21 protein-coding genes are annotated in these 24,388 nt (G+C 55.6%); 15 read left to right on the forward strand and 6 right to left on the reverse strand.

The window, feature by feature from the left end:
• Window position 1: 1 nt before the first annotated feature.
• From JTI98_RS10460 to JTI98_RS10470, 3 genes are all read right to left on the reverse strand, one after another.
• Window positions 2-991: an ABC transporter permease gene (locus JTI98_RS10460; RefSeq protein WP_044253103.1), complete on the reverse strand. Its 990-nt coding sequence runs from the start codon at window positions 989-991 to the stop codon at window positions 2-4.
• The gene (locus JTI98_RS10465; RefSeq protein WP_044264914.1) at window positions 984-2,492 is read right to left on the reverse strand and encodes a sugar ABC transporter ATP-binding protein; all 1,509 of its coding nucleotides are present in this window, start codon (window positions 2,490-2,492) and stop codon (window positions 984-986) included. Before JTI98_RS10465 ends, JTI98_RS10460 begins: the two co-directional genes overlap by 8 nt.
• Window positions 2,493-2,595: 103 nt before the next feature.
• Window positions 2,596-3,579 (reverse strand): autoinducer 2 ABC transporter substrate-binding protein, encoded by a 984-nt coding sequence (locus JTI98_RS10470; RefSeq protein WP_216081220.1) that lies wholly within the window; start codon window positions 3,577-3,579, stop codon window positions 2,596-2,598.
• Window positions 3,580-4,007: 428 nt separating this feature from the next.
• Here JTI98_RS10470 and JTI98_RS10475 point away from each other — a divergent pair, with 428 nt between their 5' ends.
• Both JTI98_RS10475 and JTI98_RS10480 read left to right on the forward strand, forming a co-directional pair.
• A complete protein-coding gene (locus tag JTI98_RS10475) occupies window positions 4,008-4,637 on the forward strand; it encodes a DUF1007 family protein (RefSeq protein WP_090050500.1) in 630 nt (209 codons plus the stop codon).
• The gene (locus tag JTI98_RS10480; protein WP_216081221.1) at window positions 4,628-5,608 is read left to right on the forward strand and encodes a nickel/cobalt transporter; all 981 of its coding nucleotides are present in this window, start codon (window positions 4,628-4,630) and stop codon (window positions 5,606-5,608) included. Before JTI98_RS10475 ends, JTI98_RS10480 begins: the two co-directional genes overlap by 10 nt.
• An 83-nt stretch (window positions 5,609-5,691) precedes the next feature.
• On the opposite strand, the gene suhB is transcribed toward JTI98_RS10480, so the two are convergent.
• Complete coding sequence (suhB, locus tag JTI98_RS10485) at window positions 5,692-6,495, reverse strand: inositol-1-monophosphatase (RefSeq protein ID WP_042999816.1); 804 nt, start codon at window positions 6,493-6,495, stop codon at window positions 5,692-5,694.
• A 118-nt stretch (window positions 6,496-6,613) separates the two neighbouring features.
• On the opposite strand from suhB, the gene trmJ reads away from it, so the two are divergent.
• From trmJ to sseB, 11 genes are all read left to right on the forward strand, one after another.
• Window positions 6,614-7,345 (forward strand): tRNA (cytosine(32)/uridine(32)-2'-O)-methyltransferase TrmJ, encoded by a 732-nt coding sequence (gene trmJ / locus JTI98_RS10490; protein ID WP_044327920.1) that lies wholly within the window; start codon window positions 6,614-6,616, stop codon window positions 7,343-7,345.
• Between the two features lie 172 nt (window positions 7,346-7,517).
• Window positions 7,518-8,009, forward strand: a complete 492-nt coding sequence (iscR, locus tag JTI98_RS10495) for a Fe-S cluster assembly transcriptional regulator IscR (protein WP_042317591.1) — start codon at window positions 7,518-7,520, stop codon at window positions 8,007-8,009.
• A 236-nt stretch (window positions 8,010-8,245) separates the two neighbouring features.
• Window positions 8,246-9,460, forward strand: coding sequence for a cysteine desulfurase (iscS, locus tag JTI98_RS10500; RefSeq protein ID WP_042999818.1), 1,215 nt, complete (start codon window positions 8,246-8,248; stop codon window positions 9,458-9,460).
• A gap of 25 nt (window positions 9,461-9,485) precedes the next feature.
• Complete coding sequence (gene iscU, locus JTI98_RS10505; RefSeq protein WP_002913991.1) at window positions 9,486-9,872, forward strand: Fe-S cluster assembly scaffold IscU; 387 nt, start codon at window positions 9,486-9,488, stop codon at window positions 9,870-9,872.
• A 19-nt stretch (window positions 9,873-9,891) separates the two neighbouring features.
• Window positions 9,892-10,215 (forward strand): iron-sulfur cluster assembly protein IscA, encoded by a 324-nt coding sequence (iscA, locus tag JTI98_RS10510; protein WP_003037681.1) that lies wholly within the window; start codon window positions 9,892-9,894, stop codon window positions 10,213-10,215.
• Between the two features lie 76 nt (window positions 10,216-10,291).
• Window positions 10,292-10,807, forward strand: a complete 516-nt coding sequence (gene hscB / locus JTI98_RS10515) for a co-chaperone HscB (protein ID WP_200119588.1) — start codon at window positions 10,292-10,294, stop codon at window positions 10,805-10,807.
• A 15-nt stretch (window positions 10,808-10,822) separates the two neighbouring features.
• Window positions 10,823-12,673 (forward strand): Fe-S protein assembly chaperone HscA, encoded by a 1,851-nt coding sequence (gene hscA / locus JTI98_RS10520; RefSeq protein ID WP_044253086.1) that lies wholly within the window; start codon window positions 10,823-10,825, stop codon window positions 12,671-12,673.
• A gap of 1 nt (window position 12,674) precedes the next feature.
• Window positions 12,675-13,010, forward strand: coding sequence for an ISC system 2Fe-2S type ferredoxin (gene fdx, locus JTI98_RS10525; RefSeq protein WP_042999822.1), 336 nt, complete (start codon window positions 12,675-12,677; stop codon window positions 13,008-13,010).
• 11 nt (window positions 13,011-13,021) lie between these two features.
• Window positions 13,022-13,222 (forward strand): Fe-S cluster assembly protein IscX, encoded by a 201-nt coding sequence (gene iscX, locus JTI98_RS10530; RefSeq protein ID WP_042999823.1) that lies wholly within the window; start codon window positions 13,022-13,024, stop codon window positions 13,220-13,222.
• A gap of 53 nt (window positions 13,223-13,275) precedes the next feature.
• Window positions 13,276-14,559 (forward strand): aminopeptidase PepB, encoded by a 1,284-nt coding sequence (pepB, locus tag JTI98_RS10535; protein WP_044253083.1) that lies wholly within the window; start codon window positions 13,276-13,278, stop codon window positions 14,557-14,559.
• Between the two features lie 107 nt (window positions 14,560-14,666).
• A complete protein-coding gene (gene sseB, locus JTI98_RS10540) occupies window positions 14,667-15,443 on the forward strand; it encodes an enhanced serine sensitivity protein SseB (protein WP_054176541.1) in 777 nt (258 codons plus the stop codon).
• Between the two features lie 36 nt (window positions 15,444-15,479).
• Here the strand turns inward: sseB and timP are convergent, their stop codons facing one another.
• Both timP and sseA read right to left on the reverse strand, forming a co-directional pair.
• Window positions 15,480-15,608, reverse strand: a complete 129-nt coding sequence (gene timP, locus JTI98_RS21430; protein ID WP_371811882.1) for a small toxic inner membrane protein TimP — start codon at window positions 15,606-15,608, stop codon at window positions 15,480-15,482.
• Window positions 15,609-15,952: 344 nt separating this feature from the next.
• A complete protein-coding gene (gene sseA, locus JTI98_RS10545; protein ID WP_042999826.1) occupies window positions 15,953-16,804 on the reverse strand; it encodes a 3-mercaptopyruvate sulfurtransferase in 852 nt (283 codons plus the stop codon).
• Window positions 16,805-17,012: 208 nt separating this feature from the next.
• Between sseA and JTI98_RS10550 the strand changes: the two genes are divergently transcribed.
• Both JTI98_RS10550 and pbpC read left to right on the forward strand, forming a co-directional pair.
• Window positions 17,013-21,956: an alpha-2-macroglobulin gene (locus tag JTI98_RS10550; RefSeq protein ID WP_216081222.1), complete on the forward strand. Its 4,944-nt coding sequence runs from the start codon at window positions 17,013-17,015 to the stop codon at window positions 21,954-21,956.
• Window positions 21,957-24,269 carry a peptidoglycan glycosyltransferase PbpC gene (pbpC, locus tag JTI98_RS10555; protein ID WP_216081223.1) on the forward strand — a complete coding sequence of 771 codons (2,313 nt, stop codon included), beginning with the start codon at window positions 21,957-21,959 and terminating at the stop codon, window positions 24,267-24,269.
• The last annotated feature ends 119 nt before the right edge of the window (window positions 24,270-24,388 follow it).

Raw genomic sequence — 24,388 nt, forward strand, 5'->3', positions numbered from 1 at the left:
CTCAAAGCTCCCTTGCCAGTTTGCGTTTTTCGTTCCACGCGGTGGCGCTGATGCTGACCAGGATAATGATGCCGCTGAAAACGGTGTGCCAGTACGAGGAGACGCTGAGCAGCGTCAGACCATTTTGCAAAAAGGCCAGCAGAATCACCCCCAGCAGCGTTCCGGTCAATGTGCCCCGACCGCCGCTCATGCTGGTGCCGCCAAGCACCACCGCCGCCAGCACCGTCAGCTCAAAACCGAGCAGCGAGTTTGGTGCGACGGACTGGGTGATCTGCGCCTGCACGACGGCGGCGACGCCGGCCAGAATACCCATGTAGCCGTAGACATAGAAATGCAGCTTCAACAGATTCAGTCCGAGGCGGGAGGCGGCGTCGCGGTTACCGCCCATCGCGTAAATCTGGCGACCGAGACGGGTGTAGTTCATCAGGATAGCGGTGAAGACGATCACTGCCGCCAGACACAGTAACGGCAGGGTAATACCGTAGTCATAGCCATCTGCCGCGGTGAACGAGAACCAGTTGATACCGTTCATGAACCAGTCCGGGAAGCCGTACAGCCAGGTGCCTTTGGTGGCGTAAACCAGCAGACCGTAATAGACGTTAAGCGTGGCGATGGTGATGATGATAGCGGGCACGCGCAGCCAGTAGACCAGGAAGCCGTTAATCAGCCCGAGCAATAACCCGACGGCGATGGCGATGGTCAGCGCCAGCAGAAAGTTGCCGCCGTGGGCGATCACCCAGCTTGCCATCGCGTACTGCGCTATCGCCGTCATCGCCGGGAACGAAATATCGATTCCGCCGGAGATCAGCACGACAAACAGCCCGCAGGCGAGAATACCGAGAATGGCGTAGCTGGTGGCGACGTCCGTCAGATTACCGAGTGACAGGAACTCGTCAGTGCTGACGCTCAGCCCAACGGCAAGCGCAATCACCAGCAGGCCCAGCCAGAATTCATGGTGCCCGATTAAACGGGAGAGATGAAAGTTATTCATGGATGACCTCGACCACCTCTGCAATGTCCTCTTCGCGACAGCGATGCGGATTAAACTCGGCGACCAGCTTTCCGCGACGCATGACCAGCACGCGATGGCTGTTGTAATACGCTTCCGGGATCTCATCGCAAATCATCAGCACCGCCATGCCCTGTTCCGCAAGATTGCGGGCGATCTGGTAGATCCCCTCTTTGTTGGCGATATCAACCCCCACCGTTGGGGAGTCCAGGATCAGGATATGCGGTTGGGTCGCCACCCATTTGGCGATGGCGATACGCTGGGCGTTGCCGCCGGAGAGCGTTTTGACCGGCAACTGCGGATCGGAAACTTTAATGTTCAGTTCACGGATCAGATCGGCGACCAGCGTTTTGGCTTTACCGTGATCGAGCAGGCCGCTGCGGGTATGCAGTTTGTCAAAGACCGTGACAATCGTGTTGTCGTAGATCGACTGTTCCATGATCAGCCCCTGGGTCAGGCGATCTTCCGAGACATAGCCGATCCCGTGTCTGATTGCGTCATGGTTGTTGCGCAGTTGAACCGGTTTCCCGTTAATGCGAATTTCCCCGCTGTCCGGATGCGTCATGCCAAACAGACTCAGGCAGAGCTCGGTGCGGCCTGCACCAAGCAGGCCGACAATTGACACGATCTCACCGCTGCGCAGCGACAGGTTGATGTCCTGATATTTTCCTTTGCGGCTCAGGTTGCGCAGTTCCAACATTGGCTCCTGTTCAACCGGCGGTTTTTCCGGCAGCGGACTGTAGTGGAAGCGTTGACCGGTCATCAGGAATGCCAGTTCATGGCTGTCGAGTTCGCTGGCGGGATACGTCCCCACCAGTTTGCCGTCGCGCATTACGCTGATGCGGTCCGCCACTTCCATCACCTCATCGAGACGGTGGCTGACGAACACCACGCAAATCCCGTCGGCTTTCAGTTCATTGACCACTCGCAGCAGGCCGTTGACCTCCTGGCGCGTCAGGGAAGCGGTGGGTTCGTCCATAATCACCAGACGCGCGTCGGCGGCAATGGCGCGACAAATCGCGACGAGCTGACGGTCGGCAATGGAGAGTTTTTCCACTTTTTTATCGGGATCGATGCTGACGCCAATCCGCTTCATTGCCGCCAGCGCCTGTTGCTTCATCGTACCGCGCCGCACCCAGATGTCGCCGCCGGGCAGGTAGCGGTTGACGGCAATATTCTCCGCCACGCTGAAGTTAGGAAAGAGGGATAAATCCTGATAGATAACCTGGATGCCGTAATGCGAAGAGAGCTGTGGTGACAACTGGTGAAACAGTTTGCCATCCAGCAGGATCTGCGCTCCTTTTTCCGGCTGATAGACTCCGGAAATCACTTTAATAATGGTGCTTTTACCGCAACCGTTCTGTCCTGCCAGACAGTGAACTTCGCCTTTTTTCAGCGTCAGATTCACATTATCCAGCGCCAGCACGCCCGGGAATTGCTTGCTGATATTCTCAAGAGTGATAAATGCGGTGGTGTCTGTCATGGACAATACCCCTGCGAGCGCCCTGACGGGCGCAGAGTGTTAAGCCTGTTGGTAGCGCCGACCAGACGGTCGGCGTTAGGTTTCCCTGGTGGTGGCTGGAGCCTTAGAAACCGAGTGATTGCGCGTTGTCTTTGGTGACTTCGAGGATCTTGTTAAAGCGGATCACTTTCTTCTCCATGTCGACATCGGCTTTCCCTAATCCTTCAATGGTCAGATCTGGCGTGACCTCTTTGCCCTGCAGCAACTGATCTGCCACGGTCACCAGCGCGTAGCCGGCATCTTTTGGATCCCACAGCATCGCTTTTTTGATGTCGCCACGCATCAGATAAGGCGCTGCCTGTGCGGGCATTGCAATCCCCACCACGGCAATTTTATCTTTCGCGCGTTTTTTCTGTACCGCCTGACCGGCACCAATCGGACCCAGCGAACCGAAGCCAATGATGCCCTTCATCTGCGGATAGGTTTTCATCAGGTCCAGCGTCGTGGAGTAGGATTTGTCGATGCTCTCAGCCACCGGCAGACGAGTGGTGACTTCAAACATCTCCGGGTATTTTTCTTTCTGGTACTTGATGGCGTAATCGGCCCAGGCGTTGTGCAACGGCACGGTCAGCGAGCCGACGTAAATGGCATAGCCGCCTTTCCCGCCCATATCCTTCGCCAGCTCGTCAACGTTAGCCTGCGCGTACTTCTCGCTGTCGATCGTTTCGATATCCCACTGGCCGATTTGCTGATCTGGCGATTCGTGAGTCAGGACGACAATACCCTTATCGCGCGCTTTTTTAAGCACGGGCTCAAGCACCTTGGCGTCATTAGGTACCACAATGATCGCGTTAACGTTCTTGGCAATGAGATCTTCAATCACTTTTACCTGCTGAGCCGGATCCGGTGTGGAAGGGCCAGTCTGGTAAGCATTCACATCCAGTTTCTTCGCGGCTTCATTCACGCCGTTTTCCATGCGGTTAAACCACGGAATACCAGTGACTTTAGCAACCACAGCGATTTCATATTTTTCTGCCGCAAAGGACGGGCCGGACAACATGCATGCAGAAACCAGGGTTGCACTGAGTAATGCGAGTTTGAATTTCATAGTTGTACCTTTTGTAGGGACCGGGGCATGTCACGGACAGGAGGTTATCAACGAAGGGAAGAGGTAATGAATCGCAAGTTTCATAAATGTGATAAATGCCCGTTTTTGTTAATTTATGGGTATTTTATGGTTAAATTATAGTTAATTTGAGCGATTGAAATGCTTTTTTGGTTAATTTAATTGTTAATAAATGTCGAAAAATGCTTATTTATTTTTACAATTAATTATCAAATTGGCTATTGCACACAGAAAATAACCGCAGCAGGCGTACCGCCCTCAGCGACGAAATCGCAAATCTGAGAACTGAATCGAGTCCAGAAATCAGCGCCCAACATTCCTCATTTCAATGTTATTCTCACGGACAATCCTGCCACGACGATCGTGACTCGCGTGGCCCGTCCTGTTTTTGTGGGGAGTTGATACCATTCATGATACGCGGCGCTTTGCTGGTATTACTCGCATTTTTGACGTCTACGGTGAGCGCACATCCTCACAGTTTTATTCGTCTGAAAACGGAAGTGATCGGCGATAACGGGACTTTTGTGGCGCTGAAGATGCGCTGGACAATGGATGAACTGACCTCTGCCGATCTGCTTTATGATGCGGGCGACGCTCAACCGGGTTCTGAAATCTGGAAGAAGCTGGCGGCGGAAGTGATGGCGAATGTGCTGGGACAGCATTACTTTACCGAAATGTGGCACAACGGGCAGCGCGTTAAATTTAAGAACCGCCCCACGGAATATAGCATGGAGCGTGTTGAGCATCAGGCCGTGCTCACCTTTGTGCTGCCGCTTGCCGAACCGCAACCATTGAGCGGGCAGCGTTACACCTTCTCGACCTTTGATCCCTCTTATTATGTCGATATGAGCTACGAAGAAGATAACGATGCAACGCTATCGTCGGCGTTGCGTGAGCAATGTGAAATCGCCGTGAACACACCGACCCCGAGCGAAGAATCGCTCAGCTTTGCCCAGTCGCTGGATAAAGAAGACGCGCCTCCGGAGGATATGGAACTGGGGAAACAATTTGCACAGACGGTGACGGTCTCATGTCAGTAATATCCACGACCCGCATTCGCGCACGGCGTTGGCTGTCGCTGTGGCCGCTGGCGCTGTTTTTGCTGATTACAGCGATCGGTGGTGTCTGGCTGTGGTACGCCTGGCCGCAGGTGATGATCAAAAGTATTGTCTGGCAGCGGGAGGTGAATCAGCAGATGAGCGTATTGCTGAAGGCCGTTGCCGCCAGTCCAGCCCAGGCGGGTGGGTCATTGCTGCTGTTTAGCTTTTTATATGGTGTGCTGCACGCACTGGGACCGGGGCATGGAAAGGTCGTGATCACCACCTGGCTGGCGACCCATCCTTCAAAGCTGAAGTCGAGCATCGGGCTGACGCTGGCTTCTTCGTTATTGCAGGGGCTGGTGGCAATCGGGCTGGTCGTGGTCGTGCTCAGCATCCTGCAACTGCCGGCGAGACAGTTACATCTGAGCGGTTTCTGGCTGGAGAAGGGGAGCTATGCGCTGGTGGGGATTCTGGGCGTTTTGCTCTGCTGGCGGGCGCTGAAGAAACTGCATGCGCTGCTGCGCAAACCCAGGTTTATCGCCTTCACGCCACACCATGTGCACCATGAAAACTGTGGCTGCGGGCATCAGCACATGCCGAATCCGGAGCAGATCCACCACGATGATGACTGGCGCGCGCGGCTAATGATTATTCTGTCGATGGGGATGCGTCCCTGTTCCGGGGCGATCATGGTACTGCTGTTCAGCAAAGTCATCGGCGTCTTTGGCTGGGGAATAGTCTCGGCGCTGGCAATGGCGGCGGGAACGTCGCTGACGATTACCTCTCTGGCGCTGCTGGTGCACAGTTTTCGTACGCTGGCAGTCAGGTTGAGCAGCAATCATGCACCGGTACTATGGCGGCAGGTCGGTTGGTTAACGCTGGCGTTAGCCGGTGGCGCGATATTAGTGGTGGCAGCAGGAGTGATGTGGGTGAGTGCGGTGCCAGTGGGAAGGGGATTAAGGCCGTTTTGATTTTGCCGGATAGCGTTAGCGCTTATTTGGCCTACTGTTCGAGTAGGCCCGGTAAGCGTTAGCGCCACCGGGCAGTACTGAGATTAACGCTTCAGCGCGTCGCTCAGTTCGTCACGCATATTCGCCAGCATCGCTTTAACCACGCGCGGGTTACCCGCCACGATGTTGCCGGTCGTCATGTAGTTGTGACCACCGGTAAAGTCGCAGACCAGGGCGCCAGCTTCACGGGCGATCAGTTCACCCGCGGCGAAATCCCACGGACGCAGACCAATTTCGAAATAACCGTCAACGCGCGCAGCGGCAACATAGGCCAGATCCAGCGCAGCAGAACCGGTGCGACGGAAGTCAGCACACTCGGTAAACATTTTGCCGAGGATATTCATGTAAGAGGTGGCGTGCTGTTTGGCTTTGAACGGGAAGCCGGTCGCGATAATAGTGCCGTCCAGGTCACGCGCATTGCTGCCGCGCAGACGGTAACCATTCAGCTGTGCGCCCTGGCCGCGGGTTGCGGTGAACAGTTCATTACGCATCGGATCGTAAACCACGGCGACTTCAGTGCGGCCTTTAATACGTACGGCGATGGAAACCGCGAAGTGCGGCAGACGTTTTACGAAGTTGGTGGTGCCATCCAGTGGATCGATAACCCATTGAACATCCTGATCGGTACCTTCATGTTCACCGCTTTCTTCGGTGATGATGGTGTGCTGCGGGTAAGATTTGCGGATCGTTTCGATAATAATCGCTTCAGCGGCTTTATCGACGTTGGTCACGAAATCATTGCTGCCTTTCTGGCTGGTTTCTACTGAGTCAGGCGTTTCGTAGTGTTTGGCAATTACATTACCCGCCTTGCGCGCTGCGCGCACGGCGATGGTCAGCATCGGATGCATCGGTCTCTCTCACTGGATGTTAAAGAACGGGAAAACGGCGCAGAGTATAGCAGCGAGATCGGAATATGTCTTCGATTTATGATAATATGGCCGAATAATCTTTAGCTGAAGAAAGACAATGCTGCAAAATATTCGAATCGTGCTGGTGGAAACGTCTCACACCGGGAATATGGGCTCTGTTGCCCGCGCCATGAAAACAATGGGGTTAACCAACCTGTGGCTGGTGAACCCGCTCGTGAAACCTGATTCCCAGGCCATCGCCCTGGCGGCAGGGGCCAGTGATGTGATCGGCAACGCGCAGATCGTCGATACCCTCGATGAAGCGCTGGCCGGATGTAGCCTGGTGGTCGGGACCAGCGCACGTTCGCGTACGTTGCCGTGGCCGATGCTTGACCCGCGCGAATGCGGTTTAAAAAGCGTAGCGGAAGCGGCAAATACCCCCGTGGCGCTGGTGTTTGGTCGTGAACGCGTTGGGCTGACCAATGACGAGCTGCAAAAATGCCATTACCATGTCGCGATTGCGGCGAACCCGGAATACAGTTCGCTGAACCTGGCAATGGCGGTACAGGTCATCGCGTATGAAGTGCGCATGGCCTGGCTGGCGACGCAGGAAAATCCTGATGCGGTCGTGCATGAAGAAGCACCGTACCCGCTGGTAGACGATCTGGAGCGGTTTTACGGTCACCTTGAGCAGACGTTGCTGTCGACGGGGTTTATCCGTGAAAACCATCCGGGACAAGTGATGAACAAGTTGCGCCGTCTGTTTACGCGTGCGCGTCCGGAGAGCCAGGAGCTGAATATTCTGCGTGGAATGCTTGCTTCTATTGAGCAGCAGAATAAAGACAAGTAAGTGCAAGCCATCCGGCAAAGCAAAATGGCACTGAAGGTTAAATACCTGACTAAAACAGTCAAGTAAATAGTTGACTGATTTAGTCGGGAATGTCAGACTTGGCCCTGCTATGCAATACCCCATTTTACAATAAAAAACCCCGGGCAGGGGCGAGTTTGAGGCTAAGTAAGACATGAGACTGACATCTAAAGGGCGTTATGCCGTGACCGCAATGTTGGACGTTGCGCTCAACTCCGAAGCGGGCCCGGTACCGTTGGCTGATATTTCTGAACGTCAGGGAATTTCCCTTTCTTATCTGGAACAGCTGTTCTCCCGTTTGCGTAAAAATGGTCTGGTGTCCAGCGTACGTGGGCCAGGCGGTGGTTATCTGCTGGGTAAAGATGCCGGCAGTATTGCAGTCGGTGAAGTGATTAGCGCTGTTGACGAGTCGGTAGATGCGACACGTTGTCAGGGCAAAGGCGGTTGTCAGGGCGGCGATAAATGCCTGACCCACGCGCTGTGGCGCGATCTGAGCGACCGTCTGACCGGTTTCCTCAACAACATTACGTTAGGTGAACTGGTGAATAACCAGGAAGTCCTGGATGTGTCTGGTCGCCAGCACAGCCACGACGCTCCACGCACAAATCGTGCACAAGACGCGATTGACGTTAAGTTACGCGCTTAATTTAACCGTCCTGTTTCGGGTTGCATCTGCGTTGGCTGCACATGTTCACCCCGCTTACTTTTGTAAGCTCTCGGGGATTCGCATGTTTACCGCCTTGCTGAAACGCGAAACAGTTAGGTTAACGATAAGAAGATTTTCGAGTCAGGCCGGAGCGTTTGCGCTCCGTTAACACGGTCGTACATCCAGCCGGTTGCCTGACTCCTTGCATTGAAGCGATGTACGGAGTTTATAGAGCAATGAAATTACCGATTTATCTCGACTACTCCGCAACCACGCCGGTGGACCCGCGTGTTGCCGAGAAAATGATGCAGTTCCTGACACTGGACGGAACCTTTGGTAACCCGGCCTCCCGTTCACACCGTTTCGGCTGGCAGGCTGAAGAGGCGGTTGATATCGCCCGTAATCAGATTGCCGATCTGGTGGGTGCCGATCCGCGTGAAATCGTCTTTACTTCCGGTGCGACTGAATCCGACAACCTGGCGATCAAAGGTGCAGCCAACTTTTATCAGAAAAAAGGCAAGCACATTATCACCAGTAAAACCGAGCACAAAGCGGTACTGGATACCTGCCGTCAGTTGGAGCGTGAAGGGTTTGAAGTGACCTACCTGGCGCCGCAGAGCAACGGGATTATCGATCTCAAAGAACTGGAAGCGGCGATGCGTGACGACACCATCCTGGTTTCCATCATGCACGTGAATAACGAAATCGGCGTGGTACAGGATATCGCGACTATCGGTGAAATGTGCCGTGCTCGCGGCATCATCTATCATGTTGACGCCACCCAGAGCGTGGGCAAACTGCCTATCGATCTGAGCCAGTTGAAAGTTGACCTGATGTCCTTCTCCGGTCACAAAATTTATGGCCCGAAAGGGATCGGCGCGCTGTACGTTCGTCGTAAACCGCGTATTCGCATTGAGGCACAGATGCACGGCGGCGGTCACGAGCGTGGCATGCGTTCCGGTACGCTGCCTGTCCACCAGATCGTCGGTATGGGCGAAGCCTATCGCATCGCGAAAGAAGAGATGGAAACCGAGATGGCGCGTCTGCGCGGTCTGCGTAACCGTCTGTGGAACGGCGTGAAAGATATGGAAGAAGTCTACCTGAACGGTGACCTTGAGCAGGGCGCACCAAATATCCTCAACGTCAGCTTTAACTACGTTGAAGGCGAGTCGCTGATCATGGCGCTGAAAGACCTCGCGGTCTCTTCCGGTTCTGCCTGTACCTCTGCGAGCCTCGAGCCTTCCTACGTGCTGCGCGCACTGGGAATGACCGACGAGCTGGCACATAGCTCTATTCGTTTCTCTTTAGGTCGTTTTACTACCGAAGAAGAGATTGATTACACCATCGAACTGGTTCGTAAATCTATCGGCCGTCTGCGTGACCTTTCTCCGCTGTGGGAAATGCACAAGCAGGGCGTGGATCTGAACAGCATCGAATGGTCACATCATTAATCGGTACCGATAAGGAGAATTCATCATGGCTTATAGCGAAAAAGTAATCGATCATTACGAGAATCCACGTAACGTGGGCTCTTTTGACAACAGCGATGAGAACGTGGGCAGCGGCATGGTGGGTGCACCAGCCTGTGGCGACGTGATGAAGTTGCAGATCAAAGTTAACAATGAAGGTATCATTGAAGACGCGCGTTTCAAGACTTACGGCTGCGGTTCCGCTATCGCCTCCAGCTCCCTGGTTACCGAATGGGTGAAAGGGAAATCACTGGACGAAGCACAGGCGATCAAAAATACCGATATTGCCGATGAGCTTGAGCTGCCGCCAGTGAAAATTCACTGTTCTATTCTGGCAGAAGACGCGATCAAAGCCGCCATTGCGGACTACAAAAGCAAACGTGAAGCAAAATAAGAAGAGTTGAGGTTTTATTATGTCGATTACACTTAGCGACAGTGCAGCAGCGCGAGTAAATACCTTCCTGGCGAACCGTGGTAAAGGGTTTGGCCTGCGTCTGGGCGTGAGAACCTCCGGCTGCTCAGGTATGGCGTATGTACTGGAATTTGTTGATGAACCGGCGGCAGAAGACACCGTGTTTGAAGACAAAGGCGTTAAGGTTGTGGTCGACGGAAAAAGCCTGCAATTTCTGGACGGAACGCAGTTAGACTTCGTGAAAGAAGGTCTGAACGAAGGGTTCAAGTTCACAAACCCGAACGTGAAAGACGAGTGTGGTTGCGGCGAAAGCTTCCACGTGTAACGCGCGTCATCCGAAAACCCCGCCGTGGCCTTGCTACGTGTGGGGTTTGTTCTAACAGGCTACCCCTGAGAATGTTATGGACTACTTCACCCTCTTTGGCTTACCGGCCCGTTATCCGCTCGATATTCAGGCGCTGAGCCTTCGTTTTCAGGATCTGCAACGCCAGTATCACCCTGATAAATTTGCCAGTGGTACCCAGGCGGAACAGCTTGCTGCCGTCCAGCAATCCGCCACTATCAACCAGGCCTGGCAAACGCTGCGCCATCCCCTGATGCGCGCAGAATATCTGCTTTCGCTACACGGTTTTGATCTCAGCAACGAGCAGCACACGGTGCGCGATACCGCGTTCCTGATGGAACAACTGGAACTGCGTGAAGAACTCGATGAGATCGAACAGACGAAAGACGAGGCGTGGCTGGAACAGTTTATTCAGCGCGTGAAAAAGATGTTTGATAGCCGCCATCAGTTGATGGTGGAACAACTGGATAGCGAGACGTGGGACGCCGCGGCCGATACCGTGCGTAAACTGCGTTTTCTCGATAAACTGCGAAGCAGTGCAGAACAACTCGAAGAAAAACTGCTCGATTTTTAAACTTCGGAAGCAATTATGGCCTTATTACAAATTAGTGAGCCTGGTCTGAGCGCAGCGCCACACCAGCGTCGTCTGGCTGCGGGTATCGATCTCGGGACCACCAACTCTCTGGTCGCAACCGTGCGTAGCGGTCAGGCGGAAACGCTGGCCGATCACGACGGTCGTCATCTGCTGCCGTCCGTCGTTCACTATCAGCCACAGGGCCACACGGTCGGCTATGATGCGCGCGCTAATGCTGCGCTGGATACCGCCAATACTATCAGTTCAGTGAAACGCATGATGGGACGTTCACTGGCAGATATTCAGACTCGCTACCCGCATCTGCCATACCGTTTCCAGGCAAGTGAAAATGGCTTGCCGATGATTGAAACGGCGGCGGGTTTGCTAAATCCGGTCCGTGTTTCAGCCGATATCCTGAAAGCGTTGGCGGCGAGAGCCTCTGAGTCGCTTTCCGGCGATTTGGATGGCGTGGTGATTACCGTACCGGCGTACTTTGACGATGCACAGCGTCAGGGGACCAAAGATGCCGCACGCCTGGCGGGCCTCCATGTGCTGCGCCTGCTCAATGAACCGACCGCTGCGGCGATTGCCTACGGTCTGGATTCCGGCAAAGAGGGCGTCATTGCAGTGTATGATCTCGGTGGCGGTACGTTTGATATTTCTATTCTGCGCCTGAGTCGCGGGGTATTCGAAGTGTTGGCGACTGGCGGGGATTCCGCGCTTGGTGGCGATGACTTCGACCACCTGCTGGCGGATTACATCCGTGAACAGGCGGGAATTGCCGATCGCAGCGATAACCGCGTGCAGCGCGAACTGCTGGATGCCGCCATCGCGGCGAAAATCGCGCTCAGCGATACCGAGTCAGTCACGATTAACGTGGCGGGCTGGCAGGGCGAGATTACCCGCGAACAGTTTAATGAACTCATTTCCGCACTGGTTAAGCGTACGCTGCTGGCCTGTCGTCGCGCACTGAAAGATGCCGGCGTTGAGGCGCAAGAGGTGCTGGAAGTGGTGATGGTTGGCGGTTCCACGCGCGTACCGCTGGTGCGTGAACGTGTGGGTGAATTCTTCGGTCGCCCGCCGCTGACGTCAATCGACCCGGATAAAGTGGTGGCGATCGGCGCGGCAATCCAGGCGGATATCCTGGTTGGTAATAAACCGGACAGTGAAATGCTGCTGCTCGACGTGATCCCGCTGTCGCTGGGACTGGAAACGATGGGCGGCCTGGTGGAGAAGGTGATTCCGCGTAACACTACGATTCCGGTGGCGCGCGCGCAGGACTTTACTACCTTCAAAGACGGTCAGACCGCGATGTCTATCCACGTCATGCAGGGTGAACGTGAACTGGTGCAGGACTGCCGTTCGCTGGCGCGCTTTGCCCTGCGTGGTATTCCGGCGCTCCCGGCAGGCGGCGCGCATATTCGCGTGACCTTCCAGGTGGATGCTGACGGTCTGCTGAGCGTCACTGCGATGGAAAAATCCACCGGCGTTGAGGCTTCTATTCAGGTGAAACCGTCCTACGGTCTGACCGACAGCGAAATTGCCTCAATGATTCAGGATTCGATGAGTTTTGCCGAGCAGGACGTAAAAGCCCGTATGCTGGCAGAGCAGAAAGTCGAAGCGGCGCGCGTGCTGGAGAGTTTAACCGGCGCGCTGACCGCTGATGCCGCGCTGCTAAGCGCCGCAGAACGTCAATTGATCGACGATGCCGCCGCGCACCTGAGCGAAGTGGCGCTGGGCGATGATGTTGACGCTATCGAACAAGCCATTAAAAACGTAGACAAACAAACCCAGGAATTCGCCGCTCGCCGTATGGATCAGTCGGTCCGTAGCGCGCTGAAAGGCCATTCCGTGGACGAGGTTTAATATGCCAAAGATTGTTATTTTGCCTCATCAGGATCTCTGTCCGGATGGCGCAGTTCTGGAAGCTAAGACCGGTGAAACCATTCTTGACGTTGCGCTGCGCAACGGTATCGAGATTGAGCACGCCTGCGAAAAATCCTGTGCCTGTACGACCTGCCACTGCATTGTGCGTGAAGGTTTTGACTCCCTGCCGGAAAGCACGGAAGAAGAAGACGACATGCTGGATAAAGCCTGGGGACTGGAGCCGGAGAGCCGTTTAAGCTGTCAGGCTCGCGTAACCGGGGATGATTTGGTAGTCGAAATCCCACGTTACACAATCAATCATGCTCGTGAGCATTAACAGAGGGTAGTATGGGACTGAAGTGGACCGATAGCCGCGAAATCGGTGAAGCGCTGTACGATGCGTTCCCCGATCTCGATCCAAAGACCGTTCGTTTCACCGATCTTCATCAGTGGATCTGCGATCTTGAGGAATTTGATGACGACCCTGACGCATCCAATGAAAAAATTCTGGAGGCGATTCTGCTAGTCTGGTTAGATGAAGCAGAGTAAGTCACATAACGGGCTGCCATGAGGCGGCCCGTTTGCTAATAAGGATAAATAACATGACAGAAGCCATGAAAATTACGCTTTCCACACAACCTGCTGACGCACGCTGGGGTGAAAAAGCTACATACAGTATCAATAACGATGGTATTGCCCTGCACCTTAATGGGAAAGATGACCTGGGTCTTATTCAGCGCGCGGCACGTAAAATCGACGGCCTTGGCATCAAGCATGTGCAACTGGCAGGCGAGGGCTGGAATGCAGACCGCTGCTGGTCATTCTGGCAGGGCTACAAAGGGCCGAAAGGCAGCCGAAAAGTGGAATGGCCAGAGCTGGACGACGTACAGCGTCAGGAGCTGGATAACCGTCTGACCATCATTGACTGGGTGCGTGACACCATTAACGCACCGGCGGAAGAGCTGGGTCCAGAGCAACTGGCGCAGCGTGCCGTTGACCTGCTGTGCAGCGTGGCGTGCGATCACGTCTCTTACCGTATTACCAAAGGCGAAGATCTGCGTGAGCAGAACTATATGGGGCTGCATACTGTGGGGCGCGGCTCTGAACGTCCTCCGGTCCTGCTGGCGCTCGACTACAACCCGACAGGAGATAAAGAAGCCCCGGTTTTTGCTTGCCTGGTCGGGAAAGGGATCACCTTTGATTCCGGCGGTTACAGCATCAAGCAGAGTGCCTTTATGGACTCCATGAAGTCCGACATGGGCGGTGCCGCAACGGTAACCGGCGCGCTGGCATTTGCGATCACGCGCGGTCTGAACAAACGCGTGAAGCTGTACCTGTGCTGTGCGGATAACCTGATCAGCGGTAACGCGTTCAAGCTGGGCGATATCATCCACTATCGCAACGGTAAAAACGTCGAAGTGATGAATACCGACGCGGAAGGGCGTCTGGTGCTGGCGGATGGCCTGATTGACGCCAGCGCGCAGAAGCCAGAGCTGATCATTGATGCTGCGACGCTGACCGGAGCCGCGAAAACCGCGCTGGGTAACGACTACCACGCGCTGTTCAGCTTCGATGACCAACTGGCGAACCGTCTGCTGGCAAGCGCAGCTGAAGAAAACGAGGCGTTCTGGCGTCTGCCGCTGGCGGAATTTCATCGCAACCAGTTGCCGTCTAATTTTGCCGAGTTGAACAATACCGGCAGCGCGGCGTATCCGGCAGGGGCGAGCACAGCCGCAGGATTCCTGTCGCACTTTGTGGAAAACTACCAGCAGGGTTGGCTGCATATCGACTGCTCGGCGACCTACCGCAAAGCGCCGGTTGAGCAGTGGTCTGCCGGCGCGACCGGTCTGGGTGTGCGCACTATTGCAAATCTACTGACTGCCTGAAAGGTGTTTTTGTAGGCCGGGTAAGCGAAGCGCCACCCGGCATTTTGCCTGGTAGCGACGCAGTGCGTCTTATCAGGCCTGCAACCCATAGATAATTTGTGATCTCTATGTCCGAAACAAAAAACGAATTAGAAACCCTGCTGGAGCAGGCGGCGACTGAACCCGCACACCGTCCGGCATTTTTCCGCACCCTGTTGGAATCCACTGTCTGGGTACCTGGTACTGCGGCAGACGGCGAAGCGATTGTCGAAGACAGCGCGCTCGATCTTCAGCACTGGGAAAAAGAAGATGGCACCACCGTTATCCCTTTTTTCACCTCGCTGGCAGCGTTGCAGCAGGCCGTCGAAGATGAGCAGGCGTTTGTGGTGATGCCAGTACGGACGCTGTTTGAAATGACGCTCGGCGAAACGCTGTTCCTCAACGCCAAATTGCCGACGGGTAAAGAGTTTATGCCTCGCGAAATCAGCCTGCTGATGGGGGAAGAGGGCAATCCACTGAGCACGCAGGAAGTGCTGGAAGGTGGGGAATCGCTGATTCTCTCCGAAGTGGCCGAACCGCCAGCACAGATGATCGATTCGCTCACGACGCTGTTTAAGACCATCAAGCCGGTGAAGCGTGCGTTTCTCTGCTCAATTAAAGAGCGCGCGGACGCTGAGGCTAATCTGCTGATTGGTATTGAGGCCGATGGCGATATTGAGGAGATTATTCAGGCTGCGGGCAGTGTGGCAACTGATACGCTACCGGGCGATGAACCGATCGATATCTGTCAGGTGAAAAAAGGGGAGAAAGGGATCAGCCACTTTATCACCGAACACATCGCGCCGTTCTACGAACGCCGCTGGGGCGGGTTCCTGCGTGATTTCAAACAGAACCGAATTATTTAAGTGAAGGAAAGCCGCCCCGAAAGGCGGCATCCTCGTTTACCTGCCCTGGTCGCTGGTCTTTACGAGAACAGAATTACTGGGGTAACTCTGGTCTGCGTGAAGGCACAACACACCAGAAACAAGAAGCACGATACAGACGTACCGTATCGTCATTGTGCGGTCCATGCAAAGACCGCTTCACGACAGCACCACTGGCGATAATGCCTTGACAGCAAGCACTACGACATGCCTGCGCTAACGGCCAAGGGACATCCTTTTCTGAAGCCAGTGCCCGCTTGCGAGGCGGCGAAAAGGGCCGGGAAGAATGATACATCAACTTCCTAATAGTTTCCTGGCTAACTAACTTGACATTATTTTCCTTAAAAGAGAGTATTACCCCACTACGGCATGCCTGCGTTGCTATGGCAACACAGCCAGCTGGAAAGGCCGCGAACCGGACCAGCACAAAAAAAACCGCTCAAACGTTTGAGCGGTTTTTTTGTGGGCGAAGCTGACTAAGAAATCAGAATTTATTTAGCGTCAGCCGGTTCTACCGGTAAATCGGTACGCGATCCCCATTCACTCCACGCGCCGTCGTACAACGTGACGTCTGGCACGTCCAGCGTCGCAAGCGCCAGCACGACGACGGCTGCCGTCACGCCAGAACCACAACTGGCGATAATCGGACGATCAAAACTGACGCCGTGGCGAAAGAAGATGGCATCCAGTTCGTCGGTTGTTTTCAATTCGCCTTCCTGAACCAGTTCTGTCCACGGCACGTTTAAGGCGCCGGGTATATGACCGCGTCTGAGACCTGGACGCGGCTCGTCGACTTCAGCATTAAAACGTGCTGCCGGGCGGGCATCGACAATCTGTGCGCTTTTCTCATGGCTGGCGAGCAGGACGTCGGTGACGCGCACGACAGCTTCAGAGGTAAACGCTGCATCAAACTCACCTTCCGGGAGTTCGACGTTACCTTCCTGTAGCGGCAACTCATCACGTTGCCAGCCCGCCAGACCACCACCCAAAATGGACACGTTCTCCACGCCAAAGGTGCGCAACATCCACCACGCGCGCGGGGCGGAGAACAGATTACCCTCGTCATACACGATCAGATGTTTATCCTGATGTACCCCCAGTTCACGCATCGCCACGGCGAAGCTTTCCGGGCGTGGCATCATATGCGGCAGAGGTGAAGTGTGGTCGGAGAGCGCTTCGATATCGAAAAACACCGCACCCGGGATATGTCCCGAGCGATACTCTTGCGCAACGTCGCGGTCTTCCTGTCCTGGCGGTGCCATACGGGCGTCGATAATTTGAATCTGCGGATCGTCAATATGCTCGGCAAGCCAGTCGGCGGCGACAAAAAAGGCGGTAGTCATGGGGATCTCCATGTTTATCAGGTGTCCGGTAAATTGTCAGGCCTTTGCCGACAGGGGACAAGTAGAAGAGGCTGATTTGTCCGGTGATCCCACATTTCTTAATTAAATTCAGACAAGATGGGAGGGGAAAGAGACTTACACAAAGTGAAATCTCACGCATAATAACGGTTCTACGTTGCTAACGGGCCATATTGGCCAGGGATGAAAAATGAAACACATACGCGTAGTCGCCTGCATGCTCATGCTGGCGCTGGCTGGGTGCGATAACAACGATAAAGCTCCGACAGCGGCAAAAAACGACGCCCCCGCCACACAACCCGCGGCGGAAAAGAAAGCGGAAAAAGATACCGCACAGTTGCAGAAACTGGCCCGACAAAGCGAGGGCAAAGCGCTGACGCTGCTGGATGTCTCAGAGGTGCAGTTGGACGGCGCATCGACGCTGGTGTTGACCTTTTCCATCCCGTTAGATCCTGAACAGGATTTTGCCCGTCTCGTCCACGTGGTGGATAAAAAAAGCGGCAAAGTCGATGGCGCATGGGAACTGTCGCCGAATCTGAAAGAGCTGCGTTTACGCCACCTGGAACCGAATCGTGATCTGCTGGTGACCATTGAGCGCGATCTCAGGGCGCTGAACAAAGCGACCTTCGAAATCAACTATGAGAAAAGCCTCACCACGCGTGATATTCAACCCAGCGTGGGTTTTGCCAGCCGTGGTTCACTGCTGCCGGGGAAAGTGGTGGAAGGGCTGCCCGTGATGGCGCTCAACGTGAACAACGTAGACGTTAACTTTTTCCGCGTGAAACCTGAATCGCTGGCAGCCTTTGTCAGTCAGTGGGAGTACCGGAATTCGATGTCCAACTGGGAGTCCGACAATCTGCTGAAAATGGCGGATTTGGTCTATACCGGTCGCTTCGATCTCAATCCTGCGCGTAACACCCGCGAAAAACTTCTTCTGCCGCTGAGCGAGATTAAGCCGTTGCAGCAGGCGGGTGTCTACGTCGCGGTGATGACCAAAGCCGGGCAGTACGAGTACAGCAACGCCGCAACGTTGTTCACGCTCAGCGACGTCGGCGTATCGGCACATCGCTATCAGAACCGGCTCGATGTGTTTACGCAAAGTCTGGAGAATGGTGCCGCGCAGCAGGGGGTAGATGTCGCTTTGCTGGATGAAAAAGGACAGACCCTGGCGAAAGCGACCAGCGATGCGAAAGGCCATGTACAGCTTGAAAATCACCAGAATGCCGCGCTGTTGCTGGCGCGTAAAGAGGGGCAAACCACGCTGCTGGATCTGAAGCTCCCGGCGCTGGATTTAGCAGAATTCGACATCGCGGGGGATCCTGGCTACAGCAAACAGTTCTTTATGTTTGGCCCGCGCGATCTCTACCGACCCGGCGAGACGGTGATCCTCAACGGTCTGCTGCGTGACAGCGACGGCAAGACGCTGCCCGATCAGCCAGTGAAGCTGGAGGTCGTTAAACCGGACGGCCAGGTGATTCGTACTGTCGTCAGTCAACCGGATAACGGGTTGTATCGCTTTACTTATCCGCTGGACAGCAGTGCGCCGACCGGAATGTGGCACATTCGCGCCAACACGGGCGATAACCAAAGCCGGATGTGGGATTTCCACGTTGAAGATTTCATGCCGGAGCGAATGGCGTTGAATCTCACCAGTCAGGAAACGCCTTTGTCGCCGTCTGATAAGGTGACGTTCTCGGTAGTGGGCTACTACCTCTACGGCGCCCCGGCGAATGGCAATGCGCTGCAAGGGCAGCTGTACCTGCGCCCACTGCGTGATGCTGTGCCGTCACTGCCCGGCTTCCAGTTTGGCAATATCGCTGAAGAAAACCTGTCGCGCACTCTTGATGAAGTCCAACTGACGCTGGACGAAACCGGGCGTGGTGACATCAGCACTAATAGCGAGTGGCGTGAGACCCACTCACCGTTGCAGGTGATCTTGCAGGCGAGCCTGCTGGAGTCCGGTGGTCGTCCTGTTACGCGTCGCGCTGAGCAGGCGATCTGGCCGGCAGACACATTACCGGGTATCCGGCCGCAATTTGCCGTTAAAGCGGTGTATGACTACCGCACCGATACTACGGTGAATCAGCCGATTGTTGATGAAGACAGCAACGCCGCTTTTGACATTGTCTATGTCGATGCCCAGGGAGAGAAGAAAGCGGTCTCCGGGTTACAGGTGCGTTTGATTCGTGAGCGTCGCGACTACTACTGGGACTGGCTGGAAAGCGAAGGCTGGCAGTCGCGCTTTGATCAAAAAGATCTGCTGGAAGGTGAGCAGACGCTGGATCTGAAAGCCGATGAAACCGGCAAAGTGACATTCCCGGTCGAATGGGGTGCCTACCGACTGGAAGTAAAAGCGCCAAACGATGCGATCAGTAGCGTTCGTTTCTGGGCAGGTTACAGTTGGCAGGATAACAGTGATGGCAGCGGGGCGGCTCGGCCGGATCGCGTGACATTGAAGCTGGACAAACCGGCCTATCGCCCGGGCGACACCATGAAGCTGCATATTGCAGCACCGGCGGCTGGGAAAGGGTATGCGATGGTAGAATCCAGTGAAGGTCCGCTGTGGTGGCAGGAAATTGATGTCCCGGCGCAGGGGTTGGATCTCTCCATTCCGGTCGATAAATCGTGGAATCGCCACGATCTATACCTGAGCACGCTGGTGGTGCGTCCGGGAGATAAATCTCGTTCTGCAACGCCGAAACGTGCCGTAGGCTTGCTGCATTTACCGCTGGGAGACGAAAACCGACGTCTGGAGCTGGCGCTGGAAAGCCCGGCCAAAATGCGTCCCAACCAGCCATTGACCGTGAAGATCAAGGCCAGCAGTAAAAACGGCGAGACGCCAAAGCAGGTTAACGTCCTGGTGTCGGCAGTGGACAGCGGCGTGTTGAACATTACCGATTACGTTACGCCGGATCCGTGGCAGGCCTTCTTTGGACAAAAACGCTACGGCGCGGATATTTATGACATTTATGGCCAGGTGATTGAGGGCCAGGGGCGTCTGGCCGCACTGCGCTTTGGCGGTGATGGCGATGAACTGAAGCGCGGCGGTAAACCGCCGGTCAACCATGTAAATATCGTGGCGCAGCAGGCGCAACCGGTCACGCTCAATGAGCAGGGTGAAGGCAGTGTGACGCTACCGATTGGCGATTTTAATGGCGAGCTGCGCGTGATGGCGCAGGCGTGGACGGCGGATGACTTTGGCAGCAATGAAAGCAAAACTATCGTCGCCGCCCCGGTCATTGCTGAGCTGAATATGCCGCGCTTTATGGCCGGTGGCGATACCTCGCGATTGGTGCTGGACGTGACCAACCTTACCGATCGACCACAGTCACTGAACGTGACGCTGGCCGCCAGCGGACTGATCGAACTGGTCAGCGACCAGCCTGCGCAGGTCAATCTGGAGCCGGGCGTGCGCACAACCTTGTTTGTTCCTGTTCGTGCGAAAGAAGGATTTGGTGATGGTGAACTGCAGGCGACGTTAAGTGGATTGAACGTGCCGGGAGAAGACATCGGACCGCAGCAAAAGCAGTGGAAGATTGGCGTACGTCCGGCATTCCCGGCGCAAACGGTCAATAGCGGCGTGATGCTGCAACCGGGGGAAAGCTGGACCCTTCCTGAAGAAGGGTTGATGAACTTCTCGCCGGTGACGGTACAGGGCCAACTGCTGTTCAGTGGTAAACCGCCGTTAAATCTGGCGCGCTATATTCGCGAACTGAAGGCGTATCCTTACGGCTGTCTGGAACAAACCACCAGTGGCCTGTTCCCGTCGCTTTATAGCAATGCCGCGCAACTACAAGCGCTGGGCATCGCGGGTGATACTGACGAGAAGCGTCGTGCGGCAATCGAAACCGGGATTGCCCGCCTGTTACAAATGCAGCGTGATAACGGTGGTTTCGCGCTGTGGGACAAAAATGGTCCGGAAGAGTACTGGCTGACCGCCTATGCGATGGATTTCCTGGTTCGGGCGGGTGAGCAGGGCTATAGCGTTCCAGCGGCGGGGATCAATCAGGGCAATGCGCGCCTGCTGCGATACCTGCAGGATCCGGGAATGATGTCGATTCGCTACTCCAGCGATACGCAGGCAAGCAAATTTGCCGTGCAGGCTTATGCCGCGCTGGTCCTGGCGCGGCAGCAAAAAGCCCCACTTGGCGCGCTACGCGAGATCTGGGAACGGCGCAGTCAGGCGGCATCCGGCTTACCGCTGCTGCAATTAGGTATAGCGTTGAAAACGATGGGGGATGCGAAACGGAGTGACGATGCGGTTGCGCTGGCGCTCTCCACCCCGCGTCACGATGAACGTCAGTGGCTGGCTGATTACGGTAGTCCGCTTCGCGATAACGCCCTGATGCTGGCGTTGCTGGAAGAGAATAACCTTAAGCCGGACGTCCAGAACTCGCTGCTGAACACGCTCTCTGAACAAGCGTTTAGTCAGCGCTGGCTGTCAACGCAGGAGAATAATGCGCTGTTCCTGGCAGCCCGTTCGCTGCAGGATCTACCCGGTATCTGGCAGGCGCAGACTTCTCTTGCGGAGCAACCGCTGACGGGCGATAAAGCACAAACCCGTAATCTGGATGCCGATCAACTTGCGGCGTTGCAGGTGACGAATAACGGTGCTCAACCGATGTGGTTGCGCCTGGACGTGAGCGGCTATCCACAATCGGCTCCGGCACCTGCCAGCAATGTGCTGCAGATTGAGCGTCATATTCTGGGCAGTGACGGGCAGAGCAAATCGCTGGATTCCCTGCGTAGTGGTGAACTTGTTCTGGTCTGGCTGGAAGTGAAAGCCAGTCAGGATGTACCGGATGCGTTGGTGGTGGATCTGCTGCCAGCCGGGCTGGAACTGGAAAACCAGAATCTGGCAAACGGTAGCGCCAGCTTGCAGGACAGCGGCAGCGAGGTGCAAAACCTGCTCAATCAAATGCAGCAGGCAGATATTCAGCACGTTGAGTTTCGGGATGACCGCTTTGTTGCCGCCGTGGCAGTGAATAGTGGACAGCCGGTGACGCTGGTCTATCTGGCGCGAGCGGTGACGCCGGGAACCTATCAGGTGCCGATGCCCATGGTAGAATCGATGTATGTACCACAATGGCGGGCGACCGGTGTAGCCGGGGACATTCTGATTGTTAAGCCGTAAATGGGGCGATTAACCGGCAAACGCGGCGGTTGGCTTTGGCTGACCGCCGCGTCTGTTTTACTCGTTTGCGCCGTCTGGGTGGCAGATAAAATCTGGCCGCTGCCTTTACGTGAGGTCAATCCGGCGCGAGTGGTCGTGGCCCATGACGGAACGCCACTGTGGCGGTTTGCTGACGCGGATGGCATCTGGCGCTATCCGGTAACGCCTGAAGAGGTCTCTCCGCGTTATCTTGAGGCGCTCATTAATTACGAAGACCGCTGGTTCTGGAAACATCCGGGGGTAAACCCTCTCTCCATTCTTCGTGCCGCCTGGCAGGATCTCTCCTCCGGACGAGTGATTTCTGGCGGCAGTACGCTGACCATGCAGGTAGCGCGATTACTCGATCCACATCCCCGCACTTTTGGCGGTAAGTTTCGCCAGCTCTGGCGCGCTCTGCAGCTCGAATGGCATCTCTCAAAACGCGACATCCTGACGCTGTACCTCAATCGTGCGCCGTTTGGCGGCACGTTGCAGGGAATTGGCGCGGCCAGTTGGGCCTATCTCGGAAAACCTCCGTCACAGCTCAGTTACTCTGAAGCTGCGTTACTGGCGGTATTACCGCAGGCACCGAGTCGACTGCGCCCTGATCGCTGGCCGGATCGGGCAGAAGCTGCGCGCAACAAAGTGCTTGAGCGGATGGCAATGCAGGGGATTTGGTCGCCGCACCAGGTGGAGGAATCACGTGAAGAGCCGGTCTGGCTGACGCCTCGCCAGATGCCGCAACTGGCACCACTGTTCTCGCGGATGATTTTGGGTAAAAATCAAGGCGACAAAATTGTCACCACCCTGGATGCCGGGCTGCAACGACAGCTGGAAGAGCTGGCACAAAACTGGAAGGGCAGGCTGCCAGCGCGAAGTTCGCTGGCGATGATCGTCGTCGATCACACTGACATGAGCGTGCGTGGCTGGGTCGGTTCGGTCGATCTGAATGATGCCACGCGTTTCGGTCATGTGGATATGGTCAAGGCGATTCGATCGCCCGGTTCCGTGCTTAAGCCTTTTGTCTATGGGCTGGCGCTGGATGATGGATTAATCCACCCGGCGTCTTTATTGCAGGATGTACCGCGCCGTAGTGGGGATTATCGTCCAGGTAATTTTGACAGCGGTTTTCATGGCCCTGTCAGTATGAGCGAAGCGCTGGTGCGCTCGCTGAATTTACCTGCGGTACAGGTGCTTGAGGCCTACGGTCCGAAGCGTTTTGCCGCACAATTACGTAATAGTGGACTGCCGCTGTACTTGCCTGCGGGCGCGACTCCTAATTTGTCGCTTATTTTGGGGGGCGCAGGCGCGCGGCTTGAGGATATGGTCGCGGGGTACAGCGCTTTTGCTCGCCACGGCAAAGCGGGAAAACTGCGTTTGCAGCCGGGCGATCCCCTTGTCGAACGCAGACTGATGTCGCCCGGCGCGGCGTGGATCATCCGGCGTATTTTGGCCGATGAAGCGCAGCCGCTGCCGGATAGTGCGCTTCCCCGGGTGGCCCCGCTGGCGTGGAAAACGGGCACCAGCTATGGTTATCGCGATGCGTGGGCGATTGGCCTCAATGCTCGCTATGTCATCGGTATCTGGACGGGCAGACCGGACGGTACGCCCGTTGCCGGACAGTTCGGTTATGCCAGTGCAATCCCGCTGCTCAATCAGGTAAACAACCTGCTCTTAGCCCGTGGCGCCTCGCTGCCGGAAGATCCGCGCCCGCAGTCGGTCACCCGTGGCGTTGTGTGCTGGCCTGGCGGGCAGTCTCTTCCCCCTGGTGACAGCAATTGTCGGCGTCGTCTGGCCACCTGGCTGCTGGAAGACGTGCAGCCGCCCACGCTGTTGCTGCCGGAGCAGGAAGGGGTGAGCGGTATTCGTTTCCCGATCTGGCTGGATAAGGCAGGCCGACGCGTTGCCGCTGATTGTCCGCAGGCGCAAGAACAAATGCTGATTGTCTGGCCGTTGCCGCTTGAACCGTGGTTGCCCGCCGCTGAGCGTCGCCGTGCGCGCTTGCCGTTATCCTCAACGGTGTGTCCGCCGCACGGGCAGGATCCCGCATTACCACTGTTGCTGTCTGGCGTGCGTGATGGCGCAATCGTCAGACGTTTACCGGGGGCCACAGAGGCGAGCGTAACGCTTCAGAGCAGCGGCGGCACAGGAGAGCGCTGGTGGTTCCTTAATGGCGAACCGCTACAAGAACGTGGGCGCGGTGTCACGTTACGTCTGCGCGAAAAAGGTGACTATCAGCTACTGGCGATGGATGAGAGCGGGCAGGTTGCGACGGTGAGGTTTACGTTGCAGTAGACTAGGTTGACACTTTTTGTTGCTAATGCTCATCTTATTTTAAAAAAATGTTACCTTCATCCATATGCAATAGCCGGGATGCTCTTTATAATCCGCGCCAGGTAAAACACAACAGAACA

This window comes from Citrobacter sp. MGH 55, from assembly GCF_016906145.1.
Lineage (GTDB): Bacteria > Pseudomonadota > Gammaproteobacteria > Enterobacterales > Enterobacteriaceae > Citrobacter_A > Citrobacter_A amalonaticus.